The organism is Phycicoccus sp. Root563 (assembly GCF_001427915.1).
Lineage (GTDB): Bacteria > Actinomycetota > Actinomycetes > Actinomycetales > Dermatophilaceae > Pedococcus.
In genome coordinates, this window is record NZ_LMGM01000001.1 from 299,653 (window position 1) to 316,664 (window position 17,012).

15 protein-coding genes are annotated in these 17,012 nt (G+C 72.1%); 11 read left to right on the top strand and 4 right to left on the bottom strand.

Annotation, left to right across the window (positions count from 1 at the left end; all coding sequences use genetic code 11):
• The first annotated feature begins 7 nt into the window (after window positions 1–7).
• From pta to ASD62_RS01425, 11 genes are all read left to right on the top strand, one after another.
• The gene (pta, locus tag ASD62_RS01375) at window positions 8–2,068 is read left to right on the top strand and encodes a phosphate acetyltransferase (RefSeq protein ID WP_056914433.1); all 2,061 of its coding nucleotides are present in this window, start codon (window positions 8–10) and stop codon (window positions 2,066–2,068) included.
• Window positions 2,065–3,270: an acetate/propionate family kinase gene (locus ASD62_RS01380; RefSeq protein ID WP_056914434.1), complete on the top strand. Its 1,206-nt coding sequence runs from the start codon at window positions 2,065–2,067 to the stop codon at window positions 3,268–3,270. The genes pta and ASD62_RS01380 overlap by 4 nt, the downstream gene beginning before the upstream one ends.
• A gap of 22 nt (window positions 3,271–3,292) precedes the next feature.
• Window positions 3,293–4,921, top strand: a complete 1,629-nt coding sequence (locus tag ASD62_RS01385) for an amidohydrolase (RefSeq protein ID WP_056914435.1) — start codon at window positions 3,293–3,295, stop codon at window positions 4,919–4,921.
• Between the two features lie 146 nt (window positions 4,922–5,067).
• Window positions 5,068–5,670, top strand: coding sequence for an RNA polymerase sigma factor (locus ASD62_RS01390; RefSeq protein ID WP_056914436.1), 603 nt, complete (start codon window positions 5,068–5,070; stop codon window positions 5,668–5,670).
• A complete protein-coding gene (locus ASD62_RS01395) occupies window positions 5,667–6,671 on the top strand; it encodes a hypothetical protein (protein ID WP_056914437.1) in 1,005 nt (334 codons plus the stop codon). Before ASD62_RS01390 ends, ASD62_RS01395 begins: the two co-directional genes overlap by 4 nt.
• Window positions 6,672–6,750: 79 nt before the next feature.
• Window positions 6,751–8,340 (top strand): lysine 5,6-aminomutase subunit alpha, encoded by a 1,590-nt coding sequence (locus ASD62_RS01400; RefSeq protein WP_056914438.1) that lies wholly within the window; start codon window positions 6,751–6,753, stop codon window positions 8,338–8,340.
• On the top strand, window positions 8,337–9,167 hold the full coding sequence (locus tag ASD62_RS01405; RefSeq protein WP_235530597.1) for an OAM dimerization domain-containing protein: 831 nt from the start codon (window positions 8,337–8,339) through the stop codon (window positions 9,165–9,167). The genes ASD62_RS01400 and ASD62_RS01405 overlap by 4 nt, the downstream gene beginning before the upstream one ends.
• The gene (locus ASD62_RS01410) at window positions 9,164–9,577 is read left to right on the top strand and encodes a hotdog domain-containing protein (RefSeq protein WP_056914439.1); all 414 of its coding nucleotides are present in this window, start codon (window positions 9,164–9,166) and stop codon (window positions 9,575–9,577) included. The genes ASD62_RS01405 and ASD62_RS01410 overlap by 4 nt, the downstream gene beginning before the upstream one ends.
• 405 nt (window positions 9,578–9,982) lie before the next feature.
• Window positions 9,983–11,635, top strand: coding sequence for an apolipoprotein N-acyltransferase (gene lnt, locus ASD62_RS01415; RefSeq protein ID WP_235530598.1), 1,653 nt, complete (start codon window positions 9,983–9,985; stop codon window positions 11,633–11,635).
• Window positions 11,628–12,398: a polyprenol monophosphomannose synthase gene (locus tag ASD62_RS01420; RefSeq protein ID WP_056914441.1), complete on the top strand. Its 771-nt coding sequence runs from the start codon at window positions 11,628–11,630 to the stop codon at window positions 12,396–12,398. The genes lnt and ASD62_RS01420 overlap by 8 nt, the downstream gene beginning before the upstream one ends.
• On the top strand, window positions 12,383–12,913 hold the full coding sequence (locus ASD62_RS01425; RefSeq protein WP_082580503.1) for an FxsA family protein: 531 nt from the start codon (window positions 12,383–12,385) through the stop codon (window positions 12,911–12,913). Before ASD62_RS01420 ends, ASD62_RS01425 begins: the two co-directional genes overlap by 16 nt.
• An 84-nt stretch (window positions 12,914–12,997) precedes the next feature.
• On the opposite strand, the gene ASD62_RS01430 is transcribed toward ASD62_RS01425, so the two are convergent.
• The 4 genes from ASD62_RS01430 to ASD62_RS01445 form a co-directional block, all read right to left on the bottom strand.
• Window positions 12,998–13,357: an RNA polymerase-binding protein RbpA gene (locus ASD62_RS01430; RefSeq protein ID WP_056914443.1), complete on the bottom strand. Its 360-nt coding sequence runs from the start codon at window positions 13,355–13,357 to the stop codon at window positions 12,998–13,000.
• Window positions 13,358–13,516: 159 nt separating this feature from the next.
• Window positions 13,517–14,902 (bottom strand): MFS transporter, encoded by a 1,386-nt coding sequence (locus ASD62_RS01435; RefSeq protein ID WP_056914444.1) that lies wholly within the window; start codon window positions 14,900–14,902, stop codon window positions 13,517–13,519.
• 96 nt (window positions 14,903–14,998) lie between these two features.
• Window positions 14,999–16,387, bottom strand: coding sequence for a M15 family metallopeptidase (locus ASD62_RS01440; RefSeq protein WP_056914445.1), 1,389 nt, complete (start codon window positions 16,385–16,387; stop codon window positions 14,999–15,001).
• Window positions 16,388–16,496: 109 nt separating this feature from the next.
• Window positions 16,497–16,988, bottom strand: coding sequence for a GNAT family N-acetyltransferase (locus tag ASD62_RS01445; protein ID WP_056914446.1), 492 nt, complete (start codon window positions 16,986–16,988; stop codon window positions 16,497–16,499).
• Window positions 16,989–17,012 lie beyond the last annotated feature (24 nt).

Genomic DNA, 17,012 nt, shown 5'->3' on the forward strand with positions numbered 1-17,012 from the left:
CGAGTCCGTGGCCACCAGCATCTACATCGCCGGCACCGAAGCCCAGTCCGGCAAGTCGGCGGTGGCGGTCGGGCTGCTCGACCAGCTGAGTCGACGGGCAGGGCGGGTGGGGGTCTTCCGGCCCATCGTCCGTGCCGGTGTCCCCGACGAGCTGGTCCGCACCCTGCTGTCCCAGCTCCCGGGAGACCTGACGGTCGAGCAGGCGTGCGGCGTCACCTACGACGACCTGCACGCCTCACCCGAGCGCGCGATGGGGACCATCGTGGACCGGTTCCACGAGGTGGCCCGCGGGCACGACGTCGTCCTCGTCGTCGGGTCGGACTTCACCGACGTGGCGGCGCCCACCGAGTTCTCGGTCAACGCCGCGGTCGCGGCCAACCTGGGCTCCCGGCTGCTGCTGGTGGTCCCCGCCCAGGGGCACGACCCGGCCGAGGTGGCGACCACGGCCGAGATGGCCGTGGTCGCCGCGCGGGAGGCGCACGCGCACGTCACCGGCGTCGTCGCCAACCAGGTCGACCCGGCCCTGCTGGAGGAGACGGCGTCGGCGGTCTCGACCCGCGTGGGGGTCCCCGTGCAGGCCCTGCCCGAGACCCCGCTGCTGCGGGCCCCCACGGTCAGGGACCTCATGGACGCCTGCTCCGGCCGGCTGGTCCACGGCGACACGGCGTGGCTGGACCGCGAGTGCACCGGGCTGGTGGTGGCGGCGATGACCATGCCGCACGTCCTCGACCGCCTGATCGAGGGCGGGGTCGTCATCGTGCCCGGCGACCGTGAGGACGTCGTGCTCGGGGTGCTGCTGGCGCACCGGTCGAAGACCTTCCCGACGCTGTCCGGGATCGTCCTCAACGGGGGCTTCCCGCTCACCCCGCAGGTCGAGCGGCTCATCGAGGGGTTGGACGTCGTGCTGCCCGTCATCGCGACGGACAGCGGGACCATGACGACCGCGACCCGCCTGGGCGCCGCCCGTGGGCGCCTCGCCCCCGACTCCACCCGCAAGCTCGAGGCCGCTGTCGCCATGGTCGAGCGCGGCCTCGACGCCGAGACACTGCTCGGACCCGTCGCCGCGGCCGGGGAGGGCACGGTGACCCCGTTGATGTTCGAGCACCGACTGGTCGACGACGCCCGCGCGGCGGGGTCGCACATCGTCCTGCCCGAGGGTGCGGAGGACCGCATCCTGCTGGCCGCCGACACCGTCCTCGGCCGAGGCATCGCGCGGCTCACGCTGCTCGGGGACCCCGAGGTCATCCACGCCAACGCCCAGCGGCTCGGCGTCGACGTCTCCTCGGCGGCCGTCGTCGACCCGGGGACGAGCGAGCTGCGCGAGGGGTTCGCGGCCGACTACGCCCGGCTGCGCGCCCACAAGGGCGTCACGCTCGACCAGGCCCGCGACCGCGTCGTCGACCCCTCGTACTTCGGAACGATGATGGTCCACCAGGGGCTGGCCGACGGCATGGTCTCCGGGTGCATCACGACCACGGCCCACACGATCCGTCCCGCGCTGGAGATCGTCCGCACGGCGCCCGACGTCTCGGTCGTCTCCAGCGTCTTCCTCATGTGCCTGGCCGACCGGGTCCTCGTCTACGGCGACTGCGCGGTCAACCCCGACCCGACCGCCGAGCAGCTCGCCGACATCGCGATCTCCTCGGCGCGGACCGCCCGGCAGTTCGGCATCGAGCCGAGGGTCGCGATGCTGTCCTACTCGACGGGGGAGTCCGGTTCGGGCGTGGACGTCGACAAGGTGCGCGCCGCGACCGCGCTGGTCCACGAGCGCGCTCCGGGGCTGCTCGTCGAGGGCCCCATCCAGTACGACGCCGCCGTCGACCTGGCCGTCGCCGCGACCAAGCTCAAGGAGAGCCCTGTCGCCGGCCGCGCCACGGTTCTGGTGTTCCCCGACCTCAACACCGGGAACAACACCTACAAGGCGGTGCAGCGCAGTGCGTCCGCCGTCGCCATCGGCCCGGTCATGCAGGGGCTCAACCAGCCGGTCAACGACCTGTCCCGCGGGGCCCTCGTGCGGGACATCGTCAACACCATCGCCATCACCGCGATCCAGGCGGGAGCCCGGTGACCGCCGCCCGCCCGGTCCTCGTGGTCAACGCCGGGTCGTCGTCCCTGAAGTACCAGGTGCTCGACGCAGCGACCGGCGTGACAGAGGCGACGGGGATCATCGAACGCATCGGGGGCGCCGCCCACCTGCGCCACACCACCCCGGCGGGCACCCACGAGGAGGACCTCGCCTGCCCCGACCACCGCGCCGCGATCGACGCCGCCCGCGATGCCCTGCGCCGCCACGGCCCCGACACCAGCTCTCTCGGCCTGTACGCCGTGGGCCACCGCGTCGTCCACGGCGGCCCCCACTTCACCGAACCCGTCCTCGTCGACGACGACGTCCTCGCCGCCATCGAGGACCTCGTCCCGCTGGCCCCGCTGCACAACCCGGCGAACCTCGAGGGCATCCGCAGCGCCCGCCGCTCCTTCCCGGGAACCCCACAGGTGGCCGTCTTCGACACGGCCTTCCACCAGACGCTGCCGCCGGAGGCGTTCACGTACGCGGTGCCTGCCGAGTGGCGCGAGGAGCACCAGGTACGGCGGTACGGCTTCCACGGCACCTCGCACCGGTTCGTCTCGCGTCGCACCGCCGAGCTCCTCGGCCGCGCGCCCGGCGACTGCAACGTCATCGTGCTCCACCTCGGCAACGGCGCCAGCGCCTGCGCGGTCCGCGGCGGCCACAGCATCGACACCTCGATGGGCCTGTCCCCGCTCGAGGGACTGGTCATGGGCACTCGCTCGGGGGACGTCGACCCGGCGCTCGGCGCCTACCTCCAGCGAGTCGCGGGACTTGACCCCGCCGCATACGACGAGGCCCTCAACAAGGGCAGCGGGCTCCTCGGGCTGGCCGGGATCGCCGACCTGCGCGAGCTCGACGCACGTCGTGAGGCGGGCGACGACGGCGCAGCCCTGGCGTTCGCCGTGATGGTCTACCGGCTTCGCAAGTACGTCGGGGCGTACGCCGTGGCGCTCGGACGGGTCGACGCCATCGCCTTCACCGGTGGCATCGGGGAGAACAGTGCCAGCGTCCGCGGGGCGGTCCTGGGTGGCCTCGACGTTCTGGGCGTGGAGCTCGACCCCACGGCCAACGCCGACGGCGACCCCGAACGAAGGGTGACCACCGACGGGAGCCGGGTCGCAGCCTGGGTCGTGCCGACCAACGAGGAGCTCGAGATCGCCCGGGCCTGCCTGGCCGTCCTGGGGGACGGGCAGGACGGGTGAGGCCGCCGCATAGGGTGCTCGCGTGAGCACTCTCTACCGCGGCGGCTTCGTCTACTCACCCATCGACCCCTTCGCGAACGCGATGGTCGTCGACGACGCGACGGGCACGATCGCGTGGATCGGCGGGGACGATGCCGCCTCGGTCCACGGCGACGCGGTGGACCGCGTGGTCGACCTCGACGGCGCCCTCGTGACCCCGGCGTTCGTCGACTCGCACGCGCACCTCTCCCAGACCGGCGCCGGCCTGCGCGGCGTCGACCTCGGCACCACCCGCAGCGTCGCCGAGGCGCTGTCCCGCATCGAGGACGCCGCCCGCCGCCAGCAGGGGCGCCCCGTGTACGCCCCCAACTGGGACCAAGGCCGTTGGGCGGAGCGCCGTCCGGTCACCGGCGCCGAGCTCGACCGTGCCACCTACGGCGGCGTGGTGTACTCACCGCGCATCGACGGCCACTCCGCCGTGGTCTCCTCGGCGCTCGCGGCCGCCTCGGGTGCCCGTGACCTCCCCGGGTGGGAAGGAGAGGGCCTGGTGACCCGCGAGGCGCACCACGCGGCCCGCGTCGCCTTCGCCGACGCGGTCACCCCGGCCCAGCGCCGCGCCGACATCGACCTCGCCCTGCGCAGCGCCGCGGCCGCCGGGATCGGCCTGGTCCAGGAGAACGGCGGACCTGTCCTGTCCAGCGCCGACGACCTCGCCGACGTGCTGACGGCGGGGGAGCGCGGCGACGGGCCCCAGACCCTCGGCTACTGGGCCGAGCTCGTCGCCGACGAGCAGCAGGCCCGCGACCTCGCCACCCTGCACGGCGCCCACGGCCTGGCCGGCGACCTGAACGTGGACGGTTCCATCGGGTCGCGCACCGCCCACCTCCGCGACGACTACACCGACCTCGCCGGGCACACCGGCAACGCCTACCTGTCCGTCGCCCAGGTCCGCGACCACGTGGCCGCCTGCTCCCTGGCCGGGCTGCAGGCCGGGTTCCACGTCATCGGCGACGCGGGAGTGGACACCGTCGTGGAGGGGTTCGAGGCGGCCGCGGCGCTGGTCGGTGCCCCCGTGGTGGCCCGGTCCCGGCACCGGCTCGAGCACCTCGAGATGGTCGACCCCGGCCAGATCGCCCGGCTCGTGGCGCTCGGGGTGGGCGCCAGCGTCCAGCCCGCCTTCGACGCCTTCTGGGGCGGTTCGGACGGCATGTATGCCGTGCGGCTCGGGACCGAGCGCGTCATCGGCGAGGCGCCGATGAACCCGTTCGCCTCGATGCTCGCTGCCGGTATGACGGTGGCGTTCGGCTCCGACTCGCCCGTGACGCCGTTCGCGCCGTGGGAGGCCGTCCGCGCCTGCATCGCCCACCACGACGAGCGGCAGCGCATCTCTGCCCGATCGGCGTTCCTCGCCCACACCCGCGGGGGGTGGCGCGCCGCCGGCTTCGACGACCGTGGCTACCTCGACCTCGGCCTGCCGGCGACGTTCGCCGTCTGGAAGGTGGGCGACCTCGTCGTGCATGCCCCGGACGACCGGATCCAGACATGGAGCACCGACCCGCGCTCCGGCACCCCCGGCCTGCCCGACCTGTCGCCGGGCGAACCCGCTCCGCAGTGCCTGCGCACCGTCGTCCGTGGCCGCACGGTCTTCGACGCGGGCGCCTTCACCCCCTGAGAACCCGCGGTCCGTGAGCCATCCGAAGGACCAGTACGCCTCGGATCGCTCTAGGACTCGGGGCAACCTCCGACGGCCAGGCGGGACGAGACGGCACAATTCGGGCCGTGCGCGTGATCCGGGTGGAGCAGCGGACACAAGGGGGTGTGACCAGACACCACGCCCCTGAGGGCGCCACCGACCGTGAGGCCGAGCTGAGCGGGCTGTTCCGGCAGCACGCCGCCCGCGTCCACGCCTACGCCCGCCGGCACGTCGAGCAGAGCCAGTGCGACGACGTCGTCTCCGAGACGTTCCTCGTCGCCTGGCGCCGGCCGGACCAGGTCCCGCAGGAGCCGCTGCCGTGGTTGCTCGTCGTGGCCCGGAACGTCATCGCCAACCAGCGTCGGACCGCCCGTCGCGCCGACCAGGTCTGGTTCGCCGCAGTGCGCGACGGCTGGACCTCTGCCGCGCCGTCGGCCGACGAGGCCGTCCACGAGCGCGACAGCATGGTCCGCGCGCTCGAGCAGTGCACCCGCGCTGAGCGCGAGGCGCTCCTGCTCACGGCGTGGGACGGGCTGTCACCGGCACAGGCTGCCGAGGTCGCCGACTGCTCGGTCCGCGCCTTCACCGTGCGCCTGCACCGCGCCCGATCACGCCTCCGGGCCGCGTATGCCGCCGACACCGCCCCCGCGCCCGCCCGACCGGCGGGGGAGCACGCCCCCTCCTCCCACCGCCCCCGCACGGCCACCCTCGCCCAGGAGCTCTCATGACCAGCCTCGACCAGCTCACCGACCGCGCTCCCGACCCCCTCGACCTGTTGGCGGCCGGGCGCCCGACGTCCGCCTCGCTCCAGCGCGACTGGACCCCGGCGCGGGCGGAGGTCGCTCTCGCCATCACGCTCCACCGCACGCGCGACGAGGCCGAGGACGGGCCTCCCGCCAGGCTGCTCGCGCTGACTCCTGGACGGTCCCGCCGTCGCTGGGTCGCCCTGGGTGCGGCCGCTGCGGCGGCGGCCCTCGTGGTTCTCGGGGGCACCGCGGTGCTCGCACCCGATGCCGCCCTGCCGCGAGCCGACGCCGTCGAGCAGCTCGCCCGCCGGGCCGAGGTGGCGCCCACCCTGCAGGTGGGACCGGGGGAGTACCTGCACCAGGTCGTGCACTTCACCCAGCAGAACCGTGACGCCCGTACCCCCGCGGTCGACACGACGTCCGAGAGCTGGGTGGACGCCGAGGGGACGTCGTGGCGACGGGACCTGTCGAAGGTCGGCCCGGTGGGCACGTCCTACTACCGCTTCCCACCGAGCGACCTGGGGGACGACCCGTTCATGGGGACCCAGCCGTCCGACTACCTCCGGTGGCCCACCGATCCGGCCGGGCTGCGGGCCTTCTTCGACGCGCACCTGCGCAGCACCGGCCCCAACTCGCTCGACCCGAGCCAGGCGATCTTCGAGAACTGCAGCGACCGGTTCCTCTCGGGCACCGTGCCACCGAAGCTGAACGCCGCGATGATCCGGGTGCTGGGGTCGTTGCCGCAGGTGACGACGTCGAAGGTCCGGTACGCCGGCCGCGCAGCCATCGAGCTCGAGTACCGCGGGGCCTACGTCAACGCGGTCTACTTCGACGAGCAGACCGCGCGGTACCTGGGCGAGACCGCGCTGGGGGAGCGGACCCTGGTCACCACCGAGCCCAGCGTGGTGGGATCGGTCCCCGCCGTGGTGAGGAAGCACGCCATCGAGCAGGGCAACGACGACGCCACCGCTGGGCGCAGCTGACCACCGAGCGAAGAAGCAGGATTTCCGGCCAACGCGGCAGTTGGCCGGAAATCCTGCTCCCCACTGCTAGATTTGCGCCGTGTCGTCGCGAGCCAAACCCCTGCTGGACCTCGATCCCGCCACCGTCCGCCAGGCCCGCGCCCTCGCGCGCAAGGCCGGCCGTCCCGTCGTCAAGCTGGCCCAGAGCCACACGACCGTCTCCGTCGAACGGGCCACGCTGCGCCTCGCCGGCCTGTCCGGCGCCGACCACGAGCGGGTGCCGTGGGTCAACCACCTCGTCGACGCGGTCCGCGCCGAGGTCGGCCTCGAGCACGGGGTCACCACCCCGGTGTACGACGCCCTGCGCAGGGGAGAGGCACCAGACCTGCTGACCCTGGCCCAGAAGGCCGCCAGCGGCTCGGTGCAGTTCCGGCTCCCCGCGGGCCGTGAGACCACCCGTGCCCAGGCCCTGGCGCGACGCGAGGTGAGCCGCGGCATACGCACCATCGACAAGCAGCGCGCCAACCGCGACCGGCTCATCACGCGCCACGGCGACCCCGAGCAGCGCCCGTGGATCTACCTCATCGTCGCCACCGGCGACATCTACGAGGACATCCCCCAGGCCCAGAACGCCGCCCGCGAGGGTGCCGACATCATCGCCGTGATCCGCTCCACCGGGCAGTCGCTGCTCGACTACGTGCCCGAGGGCGCCACCCGCGAGGGGTATGCCGGCACGTACGCCACGCAGGAGAACTTCCGGCTCATGCGTGCGGCCCTGGACGAGACATCCAAGGAGCTCGGCCGCTACATCCGCCTCACCAACTACGCGTCGGGGCTGTGCATGCCCGAGATCGCCACGCTGGCCGGGCTCGAGCGCCTCGACATGATGCTCAACGACTCGATGTACGGGATCCTCTTCCGCGACATCAACCCGATCCGCACCTTCGTCGACCAGCGGTTCAGCCGCCAGATCCACGCCCGTGCCGGGATCATCATCAACACCGGCGAGGACAACTACCTCACCACCGCGGACGCCGTCGAGGCCGCGCACACGGTCACCGTGAGCCAGCTGCTCAACGAGTACTTCGCCAAGGAGGCCGGGCTCGAGGACTGGCAGCTCGGCCTGGGCCACGCGTTCGAGATCAACCCCGAGCTCCCCGACAGCTTCCGGATGGAGCTCGCGCACGCCCTGCTCGCCCGCCAGCTGTTCCCCGACGCGCCGCTGAAGTGGATGCCGCCGACCAAGCACATGACCGGCGACGTGTTCCGCGGCTACCTCCTCGACGGGTTCTTCAACCTCGTCGGTGCCATGACCGGCCAGGGCATCCTGCTCGTCGGCATGATGACCGAGGCGGTCGTCACGCCGTTCCTGTCCGACCGCGACCTGGCGCTGCAGAACGTCCGCTACGTGCTCAACGCCGCCGGTGGCCTCACCGAGGACTTCCACCCGCCGCGTGACGGGTTCATCCAGACCCGGGCCCGCCAGGTGCTCGGTGACGCGATCGACCTGCTCACCGACATCACCCAGGAGCCGGGGAAGGCCCCGCTGCTCGAGGCCATCGCCGACGGTGCGTTCGGCCTGATGAAGCGCCCGGCCGACCGGGGCAAGGGCCTCGACGGCGTCGTCGTGCGCGCCGACGACTACGACAACCCCGCCACGACGATGCTCGAGGAGGGCTCGAACCGATGAGCGCGTCCACGACCGACAGCGCGATGCCCCTGGAGCCGATGCCCAAGGCAGGCAAGCAGGGAGCCCCGGCGAAGCGTCAACCCGACATCATCCGTCCGTACGGCGACACCACCGGCGACGGCATGGTCCAGGTCTCCTTCACCCTCCCCGTGCCGCACGACAAGCGTGCCGAGGGTGCGGCCCTGCAGCTCGCCGCCAAGATGGGCCTGGAGCCGGCGCTGCTCGTCCACGCCAAGCCGATGGGCCCCGACTTCACCTTCTTCGTCGTCTACGGCAGCGCCAAGCACCTCGTCGACCTGCGCGAGGTCACGGTCGTGGAGCGCGAGTTCCCGTTGCTCAGCCCGACCGAGGTCAACAAGGCCATCAAGTCCCGCCTGCGCCGCAAGCTCGTCGTCGTCGGCGCCTGCATCGGCACCGACGCGCACACGGTGGGCATCGACGCGATCCTCAACATCAAGGGCTTCGCGGGGGAGAAGGGCCTGGAGTACTACCGCGAGGTCAAGGTGGTGAACCTCGGCGCCCAGGTACTCGTCCCCGAGCTCGTCGAGCGGGCGCGGGCCGAGAAGGCCGACGCCGTCATGGTGAGCCAGGTCGTCACCCAGCGTGACGCCCACATCCACAACACGACGACGATGAGCGCAGCCTTCCGCGAGGCGTACCCCGCAGGCCAGGTCCCGTTGCTCGTCGTCGGCGGGCCGCGGTTCGAGGAGGGGTCCGCCCCCAGGCTCGGCGTCGACCGCATCTTCGGCCGGGGAACCACCCCCGGCGAGGTGGCCAGCTACCTCGTCCATGCCCTGGCAGCCCCGACCACCAAGGAGAAGGCATGACCGCGCCAGCAGCCGGCCCCACCGTCGGCCGGACCGTCACCCACCGTCGCTACGTGCCGTACAGCCACGCCCACTACGCGGGCAACCTCGTCGACGGCGCTTACTCGCTGGCGGCGTTCGGCGACGTGGCCACCGAGATGTGCATCGTCACCGACGGCGACGAGGGCCTGTTCGCGTCGTACTCCGACGTGCAGTTCAGGGCCCCTGTCCGTGCCGGTGACGTCATCGAGATCGAGGCACGGCTGGTGCGCGTCGGCACCCGGAGCCGCGAGATGGAGTTCGAGGTGCGCGTGGTCGGCCGGGGCGCCCCGGAGCGCGGCGAGTCCAGCGCGGACCTGCTCGACCCGCCGCTGGTGGCCACGACCGCCCGGGGGGTCGTGGTCGTCCCCCCGTCGGCCTCCGACAGCTGAAACCGGCTTCGGCGTGTCGCGACGGACACGCCGACCGTTCGTCGAATGGGTTGTCCCGTAACGCTTCTCGTCCCCGCGGCTGACCTGCGCAATGGCGAGTTTCCGCCACGGACGGTGTCTTGACAGCCCTTCCCACGCCGGTAGGTTTGCCCACGGTCGTCCACCCGACGAACCGTCCGCGAGGGGGAATCCGCGCAGGGACGGACTCACTGACCGGTGGCTAGCGCGCGCAGCCACCGCCCGCCAGCAGTGAGTTCCGGACTCGAGCAGGTGCCCTGACCGAGGCGGTGGGGGACGGCGGCACGGCCCGTGCGCCTAGTAGACAACAGCAGGCTGTCGACACCCAATCGACCCCCTGCTGGTCCCAACGGCAGCACGGGCCGTGCCGTGTCCTACCGTGGTGCCGTGCCGACGTCCTCCCGCCCGCGGGTCACCACCCTCGTCGTCCTCGTGCTCGCCGCTGTCTCGGGTGTGGCCACCGCGTTCGCCTTCCCCACGCACGACGTGTGGTGGCTCGCCCCGCTGGGCGTGGGCCTGCTCTCGTGGACCGTGACGGGGGCCCGGTGGCGGCTGGCCGCCCTGGCAGGCCTCGCGCACGGCCTGGGCTTCTTCCTGCCGACCCTGTCGTGGTCCGGGATCTACGTGGGCAAGCTCCCGTGGTTCGCGCTGTCCACCCTCGAGGCCCTGTACATCGCGGCCATGTGCGCCGTCGTCGCCGTCGTCCAGCGTCCGCTGCTCGGGACGCGACTGCGCCCCCTGGCGCACGCCGTCGTGCCGCTCGCCTGGGTCCTGCAGGAGTGGGCACGCAGCACCACGCCGTTCGGCGGCTTCCCGTGGGCCCGGCTCGCGTTCAGCCAGGCCGACAGCCCGCTCGCGCCCTTCGCCCGCTTCGCAGGGGCGCCCGGCCTCACCTTCGCCGTCGCCGCGGTGGGGGTCCTGCTCCATGTGGGGGTCGAGGCAGCCGTCCGCCGCGCCCGCCGCGCCCGGCGACCGGGAGTGCCGGTGACGGTCGCGCAGCCGGTTCTCGGCGCTGTGCTGGCCGTCCTGGCGCTGGCCCCTCTGGGCCTGGGCCTGGCCACGACGCCGCCCACCGACGGCCGGAAGGTCTCGGTCCTGTTCGTCCAGGGGAACGTGCCCAAGGCGGGACTGGACTTCAACTCCGAACGGCGCAAGGTCCTCGACAACCACGTGCAGGGCACCCTTGCCGCGGCGGCCCGCAACCCGGTGCCGCCGAGCCTGGTCGTCTGGCCCGAGAACGCCTCCGACATCGACCCCTTCCGCAACCTCGACGCCGCCGCCGACATCCGGCTGGCGGTCGGGACGGTCAAGGCGCCGCTGCTGCTGGGCGCCGTCCTGGTCGGACCGGGGGAGTACGTTTCCAACGCCAGCCTGTTCTACCTGCCGGGCAGCAACGACCCTCAGCGCTACGTCAAGCAGCACCCCGTGCCGTTCGCGGAGTACATCCCCTACCGGAGCTTCTTCCGGAACTTCAGCGACAAGGTCGACCTCGTGACCCGCGACTTCGCCAAGGGGGACCGCGCCGGCGCGTTCGAGGTACCGGTCAAGGGCCAGGAGCCCTACTGGATCATCCCGACCATCTGCTTCGAGGTGGCCTACGACGACCTCATGCGCGACTCGACGCTGCAGGCCGGCAAGACCGCCAACATCCTCGCCGTCCAGACCAACAACGCCACGTTCGGCTACACCGCCGAGTCCGAGCAGCAGTTCGCCATCAGCCGGATCCGCGCCATCGAGCACGGCCGTTCGGTCGTCCACGTCTCGACGGTGGGGGTCAGCGGCTTCATCAACCCCGACGGAACGTACGTCGACAAGACCTCGTTGTTCACCCCAGCAGCCGAGTTCGGCTCCCCGGTGGTCCGCTCGGAGGTCACCGTCGCCGACCGGCTCGGTCCGCTGCCGGAGTATGCCGCGGCCCTGGCCACGGTGGCCCTGCTCGCCATCGGACAGTGGCTGCGTCGCCGGGACGCTAGGGTCGAGGCCGCCGCCACCGACCCCGCGGGGCCGGCAGAGTCACGAAGGGACAGCGTCGTTGTCTGACCAGATCGACCGGGTGCTCGTCTGCATCCCGACCTACAACGAGCGGGAGAACCTCCCGCTCGTCGTCCGCCGCATCCGCGACGCCGTGCCGAGCGCGGACGTCCTCGTCCTGGACGACAACTCCCCGGACGGCACCGGCGACGTCGCCGACGAGCTGGCGGCCGCCGACGCCCAGGTCCAGGTGCTGCACCGGCCGGGCAAGCAGGGTCTGGGCATGGCCTACCTCGCCGGCTTCCACTGGGGGCTGGACCGTGGGTACGACGCCATCGTGGAGATGGATGCGGACGGTTCGCACCAGCCCGAGCAGCTGCACCGACTTCTCGACGCACTGACCCGCGCGGACCTCGTCATCGGCTCGCGCTGGGTGCGCGGCGGCTCCGTCGTCAACTGGCCGCTGCACCGCAAGGCGCTCAGCGTCGGCGGGAACCTCTACACACGGGCCCTGCTGGGCATGCCCGTGCACGATGCGACCGCCGGGTACCGCGCGTACCGCGCCGACGCCCTGCGCGCGATGGGCCTGAGCCAGGTGGCCTCGCAGGGCTACTGCTTCCAGGTGGACCTGACCCGCCGCGCGGTGCGGCTCGGGCTGCGCGTCACCGAGGTGCCCATCACCTTCGTCGAGCGCGAGATCGGTGACTCGAAGATGAGTGGCGACATCATGCGCGAGTCGCTCCAGCGGATCACCTCGTGGGGCGTCCACCACCGGGCCGACCAGCTCCGCGGCCTCTCCCGCCGCCGGGAGGCGACGTGGCACGAGCTGTAGGCGGCACCCCATACGCCCGCGCCGGGCGGCCTCGCCGTCCGCGCTGGCTCGTCGTCGTGTTCGTCGTCCTGCTCGTCGTCCCGGTCCTGGAGATCGCGGCGATCATCGCCGTCGGCAAGGCGATCGGCGGGTGGCAGACCCTCGTGCTGCTGCTCGTGGAGTCCGCGCTGGGCGCCTGGCTCGTCCGGCGTGAGGGGGCCCGTGCCTGGGCCGCGCTCAACACCGCCCTGCGCACCGCGCAGATGCCCAGCCGCCAGCTCGCCGACGCGGCCCTCGTGCTGGTCGGCGGGACCCTGCTGCTGGCCCCGGGGTTCCTCACCGACATCGTCGGCTTCTTCTTCATCCTCCCCGTGACGCGACCCATCGCCCGGACGCTGCTCGAGGCCGCGGTGGCCCGGCGCCTGCTGGGCGGCTTCCAGGGCCGGTGGGGGAGCGGCCCCGGGGGCCCGAACGGTCGGGGTGGCCCTGGTGGTTCGGGGGACGACCCCGGGGTGGTCGAGGGCGAGGTCCTGTGACCGACACCGCCTCTGGCACGACGAACGGCCGCGCCCCTTCGGGTGCGGCCGTTCGTCGTGGAGCCCGTCGGCTCGGTGAGGTGCTCAGGCAGTGCGCTTGCGGCGCGGCTTCTCGCCGCGGGACTCGCGCAGGAGGACCAGGCGCTCCTCGAGGAGCTCCTCGAGCTCGGGGATGGAGCGACGCTCCAGCAGCATGTCCCAGTGGGTGCGGACGTGCTTGACCTGCTTCGCCTCGGGCTCGGGGCCGTCGACGAGACGCGCCTCTTCGCCGCACCGGCACTCCCAGGTCGGCGGGATCTCCGCCTCGATCGAGAACGGCAGCTCGGTCCGGTGCCCCTGCGGGCACACGTATGCGGTGATCTGACGCTCGCTCGGGACGACGTGGTCGTCGGTCTCGAGGCTGTGTGAAACCATTCGGCTACCGCGAAGGGTGCGCTCTGCCATGGTGGGTTCTCCCAACGTGCGTGGTTCCCAGCCCGCTCTGTCGGGGGCTCGGGATTCGTCAGGGATAACGACGCCGACCCCTGCAATGTTCCGACGCGTGAGCGTGTCGCACGGTTGGCAGGCTGTGACACAGGTCACATTTCGGGCTGTCCGCGCAGGTCAGACGACCTCGGGCAGCTCGTTCCCGGCGTCGAGGATTCCCCGTCGCATGTCGACCCGCGCGAGCAGGAGCCCGCCGATGACGAAGAAGACCACCAGGGCCACGATGGCCGGGCGGTACGAGCCGGTCCACTGGTAGACCAGCCCGAAGGTCAGCGTGCCGAACCAGCTCGTGCCACGCTCCATCGCCTGGTAGAGGCTGAAGAACTCCGCCTCCCGGTTCTTCGGGACGAGCTGGCTGTAGAGCGACCGGCTCAGCGCCTGGGTCCCGCCGAGCACCAGACCGATGGCGACCCCCAGGGCGAACAGCGGGGGGAGGGTCCGGTCGGGCAGGAAGTAGGCGACCACGACGACGCCGCTCCACAGGACGAGGCCGGCCAGCACGCAGCGCCACGCGCCATACCTCTTGGCGAGCCAGCCGAAGAGGAGGGCGCCGCCGATGCCGACGAACTGCACCATGAGGAAGAGGGTGAGCATCGTCGTCTCGGCGAAGCCGAGCTCGCGCTGGCCGTAGAGGCTGGACTGGCCGATGACGGTCTGGATGCCGTCGTTGAAGAACAGGTAGGCGACGAGGAACAGCAGGGTCTGGGGGAACAGCCGCAGCTCGCGGAACGTGGACCCGAGCTGGCGGATGCTGCCCCCGACGATCCCGGCCGTCCGGGCGACCTCCGGCCGCTCCACCCCGCGCAGGCGCCACATGCCGATCACGGGGATGAGGGTGAAGGCCGCCCACCAGAGGCCGGCCATGAGCATGCTCAGCCGGACGGCACCCCCCTTGTCCAGCCCGAGCTTGCCGGGGTCGGACAGCATGAGGAAGTTCACCGCCAGCAGGAGGCCACCACCGAGGTAGCCGAGCGCCCACCCGCGCGACGAGACCTTGTCGCGGTCGTCGGGGCTCGCGATGCGGCACAGGATCGAGTCGTAGACCACCAGCGACGCACCCAGGCTCAGGGTGGCGACGATCAGCAGCACCACGCCGAGCTGCCAGTTGGTGCCCTTGACCAGCGCCATCAGGCACGCCGCCACCGCACCGACCCCGGCGAAGGCACCGAGCAGCCGTGCCGGGCGGGGGGACCGGTCCGCGATCGCCCCGACGAAGATCAGCGCGACGGCCGAGACGATCGTGGCGAGCGTGACGGTGAACGGTGCGAGCGAGCCGGGGGAGATGCCCACCCCGAGGACCTCGAGGTTGGTGCGACAGGTCTGCCCGTCCGCGAGGTCCGGACAGGCGGCGCTCTCGGCCACCGCGGTGAGGTACGGGGTGAACAGGACCGTCGCGGTCGTGGTGACGTAGGCGGAGTTGGCCCAGTCGTACCAGTACCAGGACCTGCGGTAGTGCTCGTTCCCGACCCAGGCCGCCTGCTGGTCGACCGCCGCTGTTGTCATGCGTGAAGGGTGGCACAGCGACCGTTGTCACAGATGCGTATTGCTACCCAGGACGAGCGGCGAGTCGGCGGCTCGCGAGGTCGTGGGGGAGTGCGACTAGCCCGCGTACTCCCAGTGCCACGGCTCGGGCAGCGAGCCGTCCGGCTCGGCCCACGAGGGATGGAACCAGCCGTACAGGGGGGCGTTCTGCTTCATCCACAGGTGGGCCGAGGACCCGAAGCTCTGGATCCCTCCGCAGAGGTCGACAGCGCGTCCGAAGCCGTGCTCGCTGCGCCCCGGGGTGGCGGCCCACTTGCCGCGGTCCGCCTTGACCGAGACCTGCTCGGCGAACGACCGGTAGGAGTCGGTGATGCAGATCGGGGACCCGGTGTCCTTCTCGTAGGCCAGGCTCATCGCGTTGAAGGCCGCCGCCGCGCCGGGGCGCAGGCTCTGGGTGGGGTCGGCGTACAGCGGGCACAGGCCTGCGGCCGGGATGGCACCGTTCGGGTACTCGAGCTCGTTGGTGCTGCAGGCCTTGACCGAGCCGTCCGCCTTGACGCCGGGGACGATCATCGCCTTGCGCAGACGGGCCGTGGCCGCCTTGCCCGCCTCGGTCTCGCTGCCGAGGAGCAGCCCCGCGATCGGCCCGACCTTGGTCACCTGGGCGGCGTGCAGGGCGCGGGTGGCGTCGAGCTGTGACTTCTGCTGGGCGATGGCGGCGTCGAGCTTGGTCTTGGCCTCGGCCGCGGCAGCGGCGAGCTCCTTGGCGCGGGTGCTGGCCTCGACAGCCCTGACCGCGGCCTCCTGCTGGAGGGCGGTGTGGTCCTCGACCTTGTTGAAGGCCCAGGTCCGTTGGTCGCTGAGGTAGGAGAGCTGGGCTGCGGTGTCGCTGGCCTCGCTCGCGTCCTTGCCCAGGGCCTCGAACAACAGGCTCACGTCGCCGAGGGTGCCGCCACCACCGGCATAGGCCTGGTAGGCCCACTGACCGAGGGCCCGGCGGTCCTCACCCAGCTGGGTGCTCAGGCTCTGGTAGAGGGCGACGCTCCGGGCGGCCTCGTCGACGGCAGTGCGTTCGGCGGTCCGCGCCTCGGAGTACTGCTGCAGCAGGGTGTTGGCCTGCTTGGCGTAACGGTCCAGCTTGGTCGCCGACGCGGCGATGGCGGCGTTGGAACGGGTGAGGTCTGCGGTGAGGGCGTCGGCCTGGGCGATCTGGGCGGCGACCTGCGCAGGGCTGAGCGTGGCCTCGGCCTTGCCGGCCTTGTCCTCGACGGCCTTGTCCTTGGCCGCCTTCTGCTTCGCCGCCTTGTCCTTGGCGTCCTTGGCGTCCTTCGCGTCCTTGGCGCTCTGGTCCAGCAGCGAGCTGGCCGCACTGGCGCTGACGACGGCTCCCGAGGTGGGCGTCGGGGTCGACGCCTGAGCCGAGGTCCCGCCGACCAGCACCATGACCGCGACTGCGGTCCCGGTGAGTCCGGCGCGCGTGCCGAGCCCAACCACGATCTGTCCCAACTCTCGTCCTCGCGCAGCCCGGGGGGTGGGCGGCGCCATGCTCCTCGAGGAGGCTAACCGCGCGAGCGCGCAGCCCGCCTCGGTCGTTCCGGCACAAACTTCGGCCGTTCTACCGAGCTGGTCGCTCCATCAGGCTGACGACGTGTCCGCTTGCGCCCCGTTGGTGCACCTCGCGGTACCCGCGGGCACGGTGGAAGGCCAGGGACGGCTCGTTCGGTGGATCGATGTTGACCTCCAGCACCAACCGACCCCGGGGGACCGCGGACGCCTCGACGGCGTCGTAGACGGCCGAGGCGAGCCCGCGGCGCCGGAACGTCCCGTCGATGACGATGCGGTCGAGGTAGTCGAACGCGTCGCCGTACTCCTGGGAGAACCAGCGGTAGTTCTCCGAGTCGTAGTCGCTGCCGGGGGCGAAGACGAGGACGAAGCCGGCGACCTGTCCGTCGCACACGATGACGTCGGCCCGGGACGCCCAACCACGCAGCTGGTGCAGGCGGGCCGCGTCCATCGGCGAGAGCAGCTCCACGTGGCGGCGGTTCAGGTCCAGGACCGCGTCGACGTCGTCGTCGGTCATCGGTCGGAGCAGGTTCGAACGGTCCATGGAGGCGAGTCTGTCACCCATGAC

Coding starts and splice junctions, on each gene's coding strand:
- ASD62_RS01395 (WP_056914437.1), top strand. CDS start 5,667: ATGACCAGCCTCGACCAGCTCACCGACCGCGCTCCCGACCCCCTCGAC.
- ASD62_RS01405 (WP_235530597.1), top strand. CDS start 8,337: ATGAGCGCGTCCACGACCGACAGCGCGATGCCCCTGGAGCCGATGCCC.
- ASD62_RS01410 (WP_056914439.1), top strand. CDS start 9,164: ATGACCGCGCCAGCAGCCGGCCCCACCGTCGGCCGGACCGTCACCCAC.
- ASD62_RS01430 (WP_056914443.1), bottom strand. CDS start 13,357: ATGGCAGAGCGCACCCTTCGCGGTAGCCGAATGGTTTCACACAGCCTC.
- ASD62_RS01435 (WP_056914444.1), bottom strand. CDS start 14,902: ATGACAACAGCGGCGGTCGACCAGCAGGCGGCCTGGGTCGGGAACGAG.
- ASD62_RS01445 (WP_056914446.1), bottom strand. CDS start 16,988: ATGGACCGTTCGAACCTGCTCCGACCGATGACCGACGACGACGTCGAC.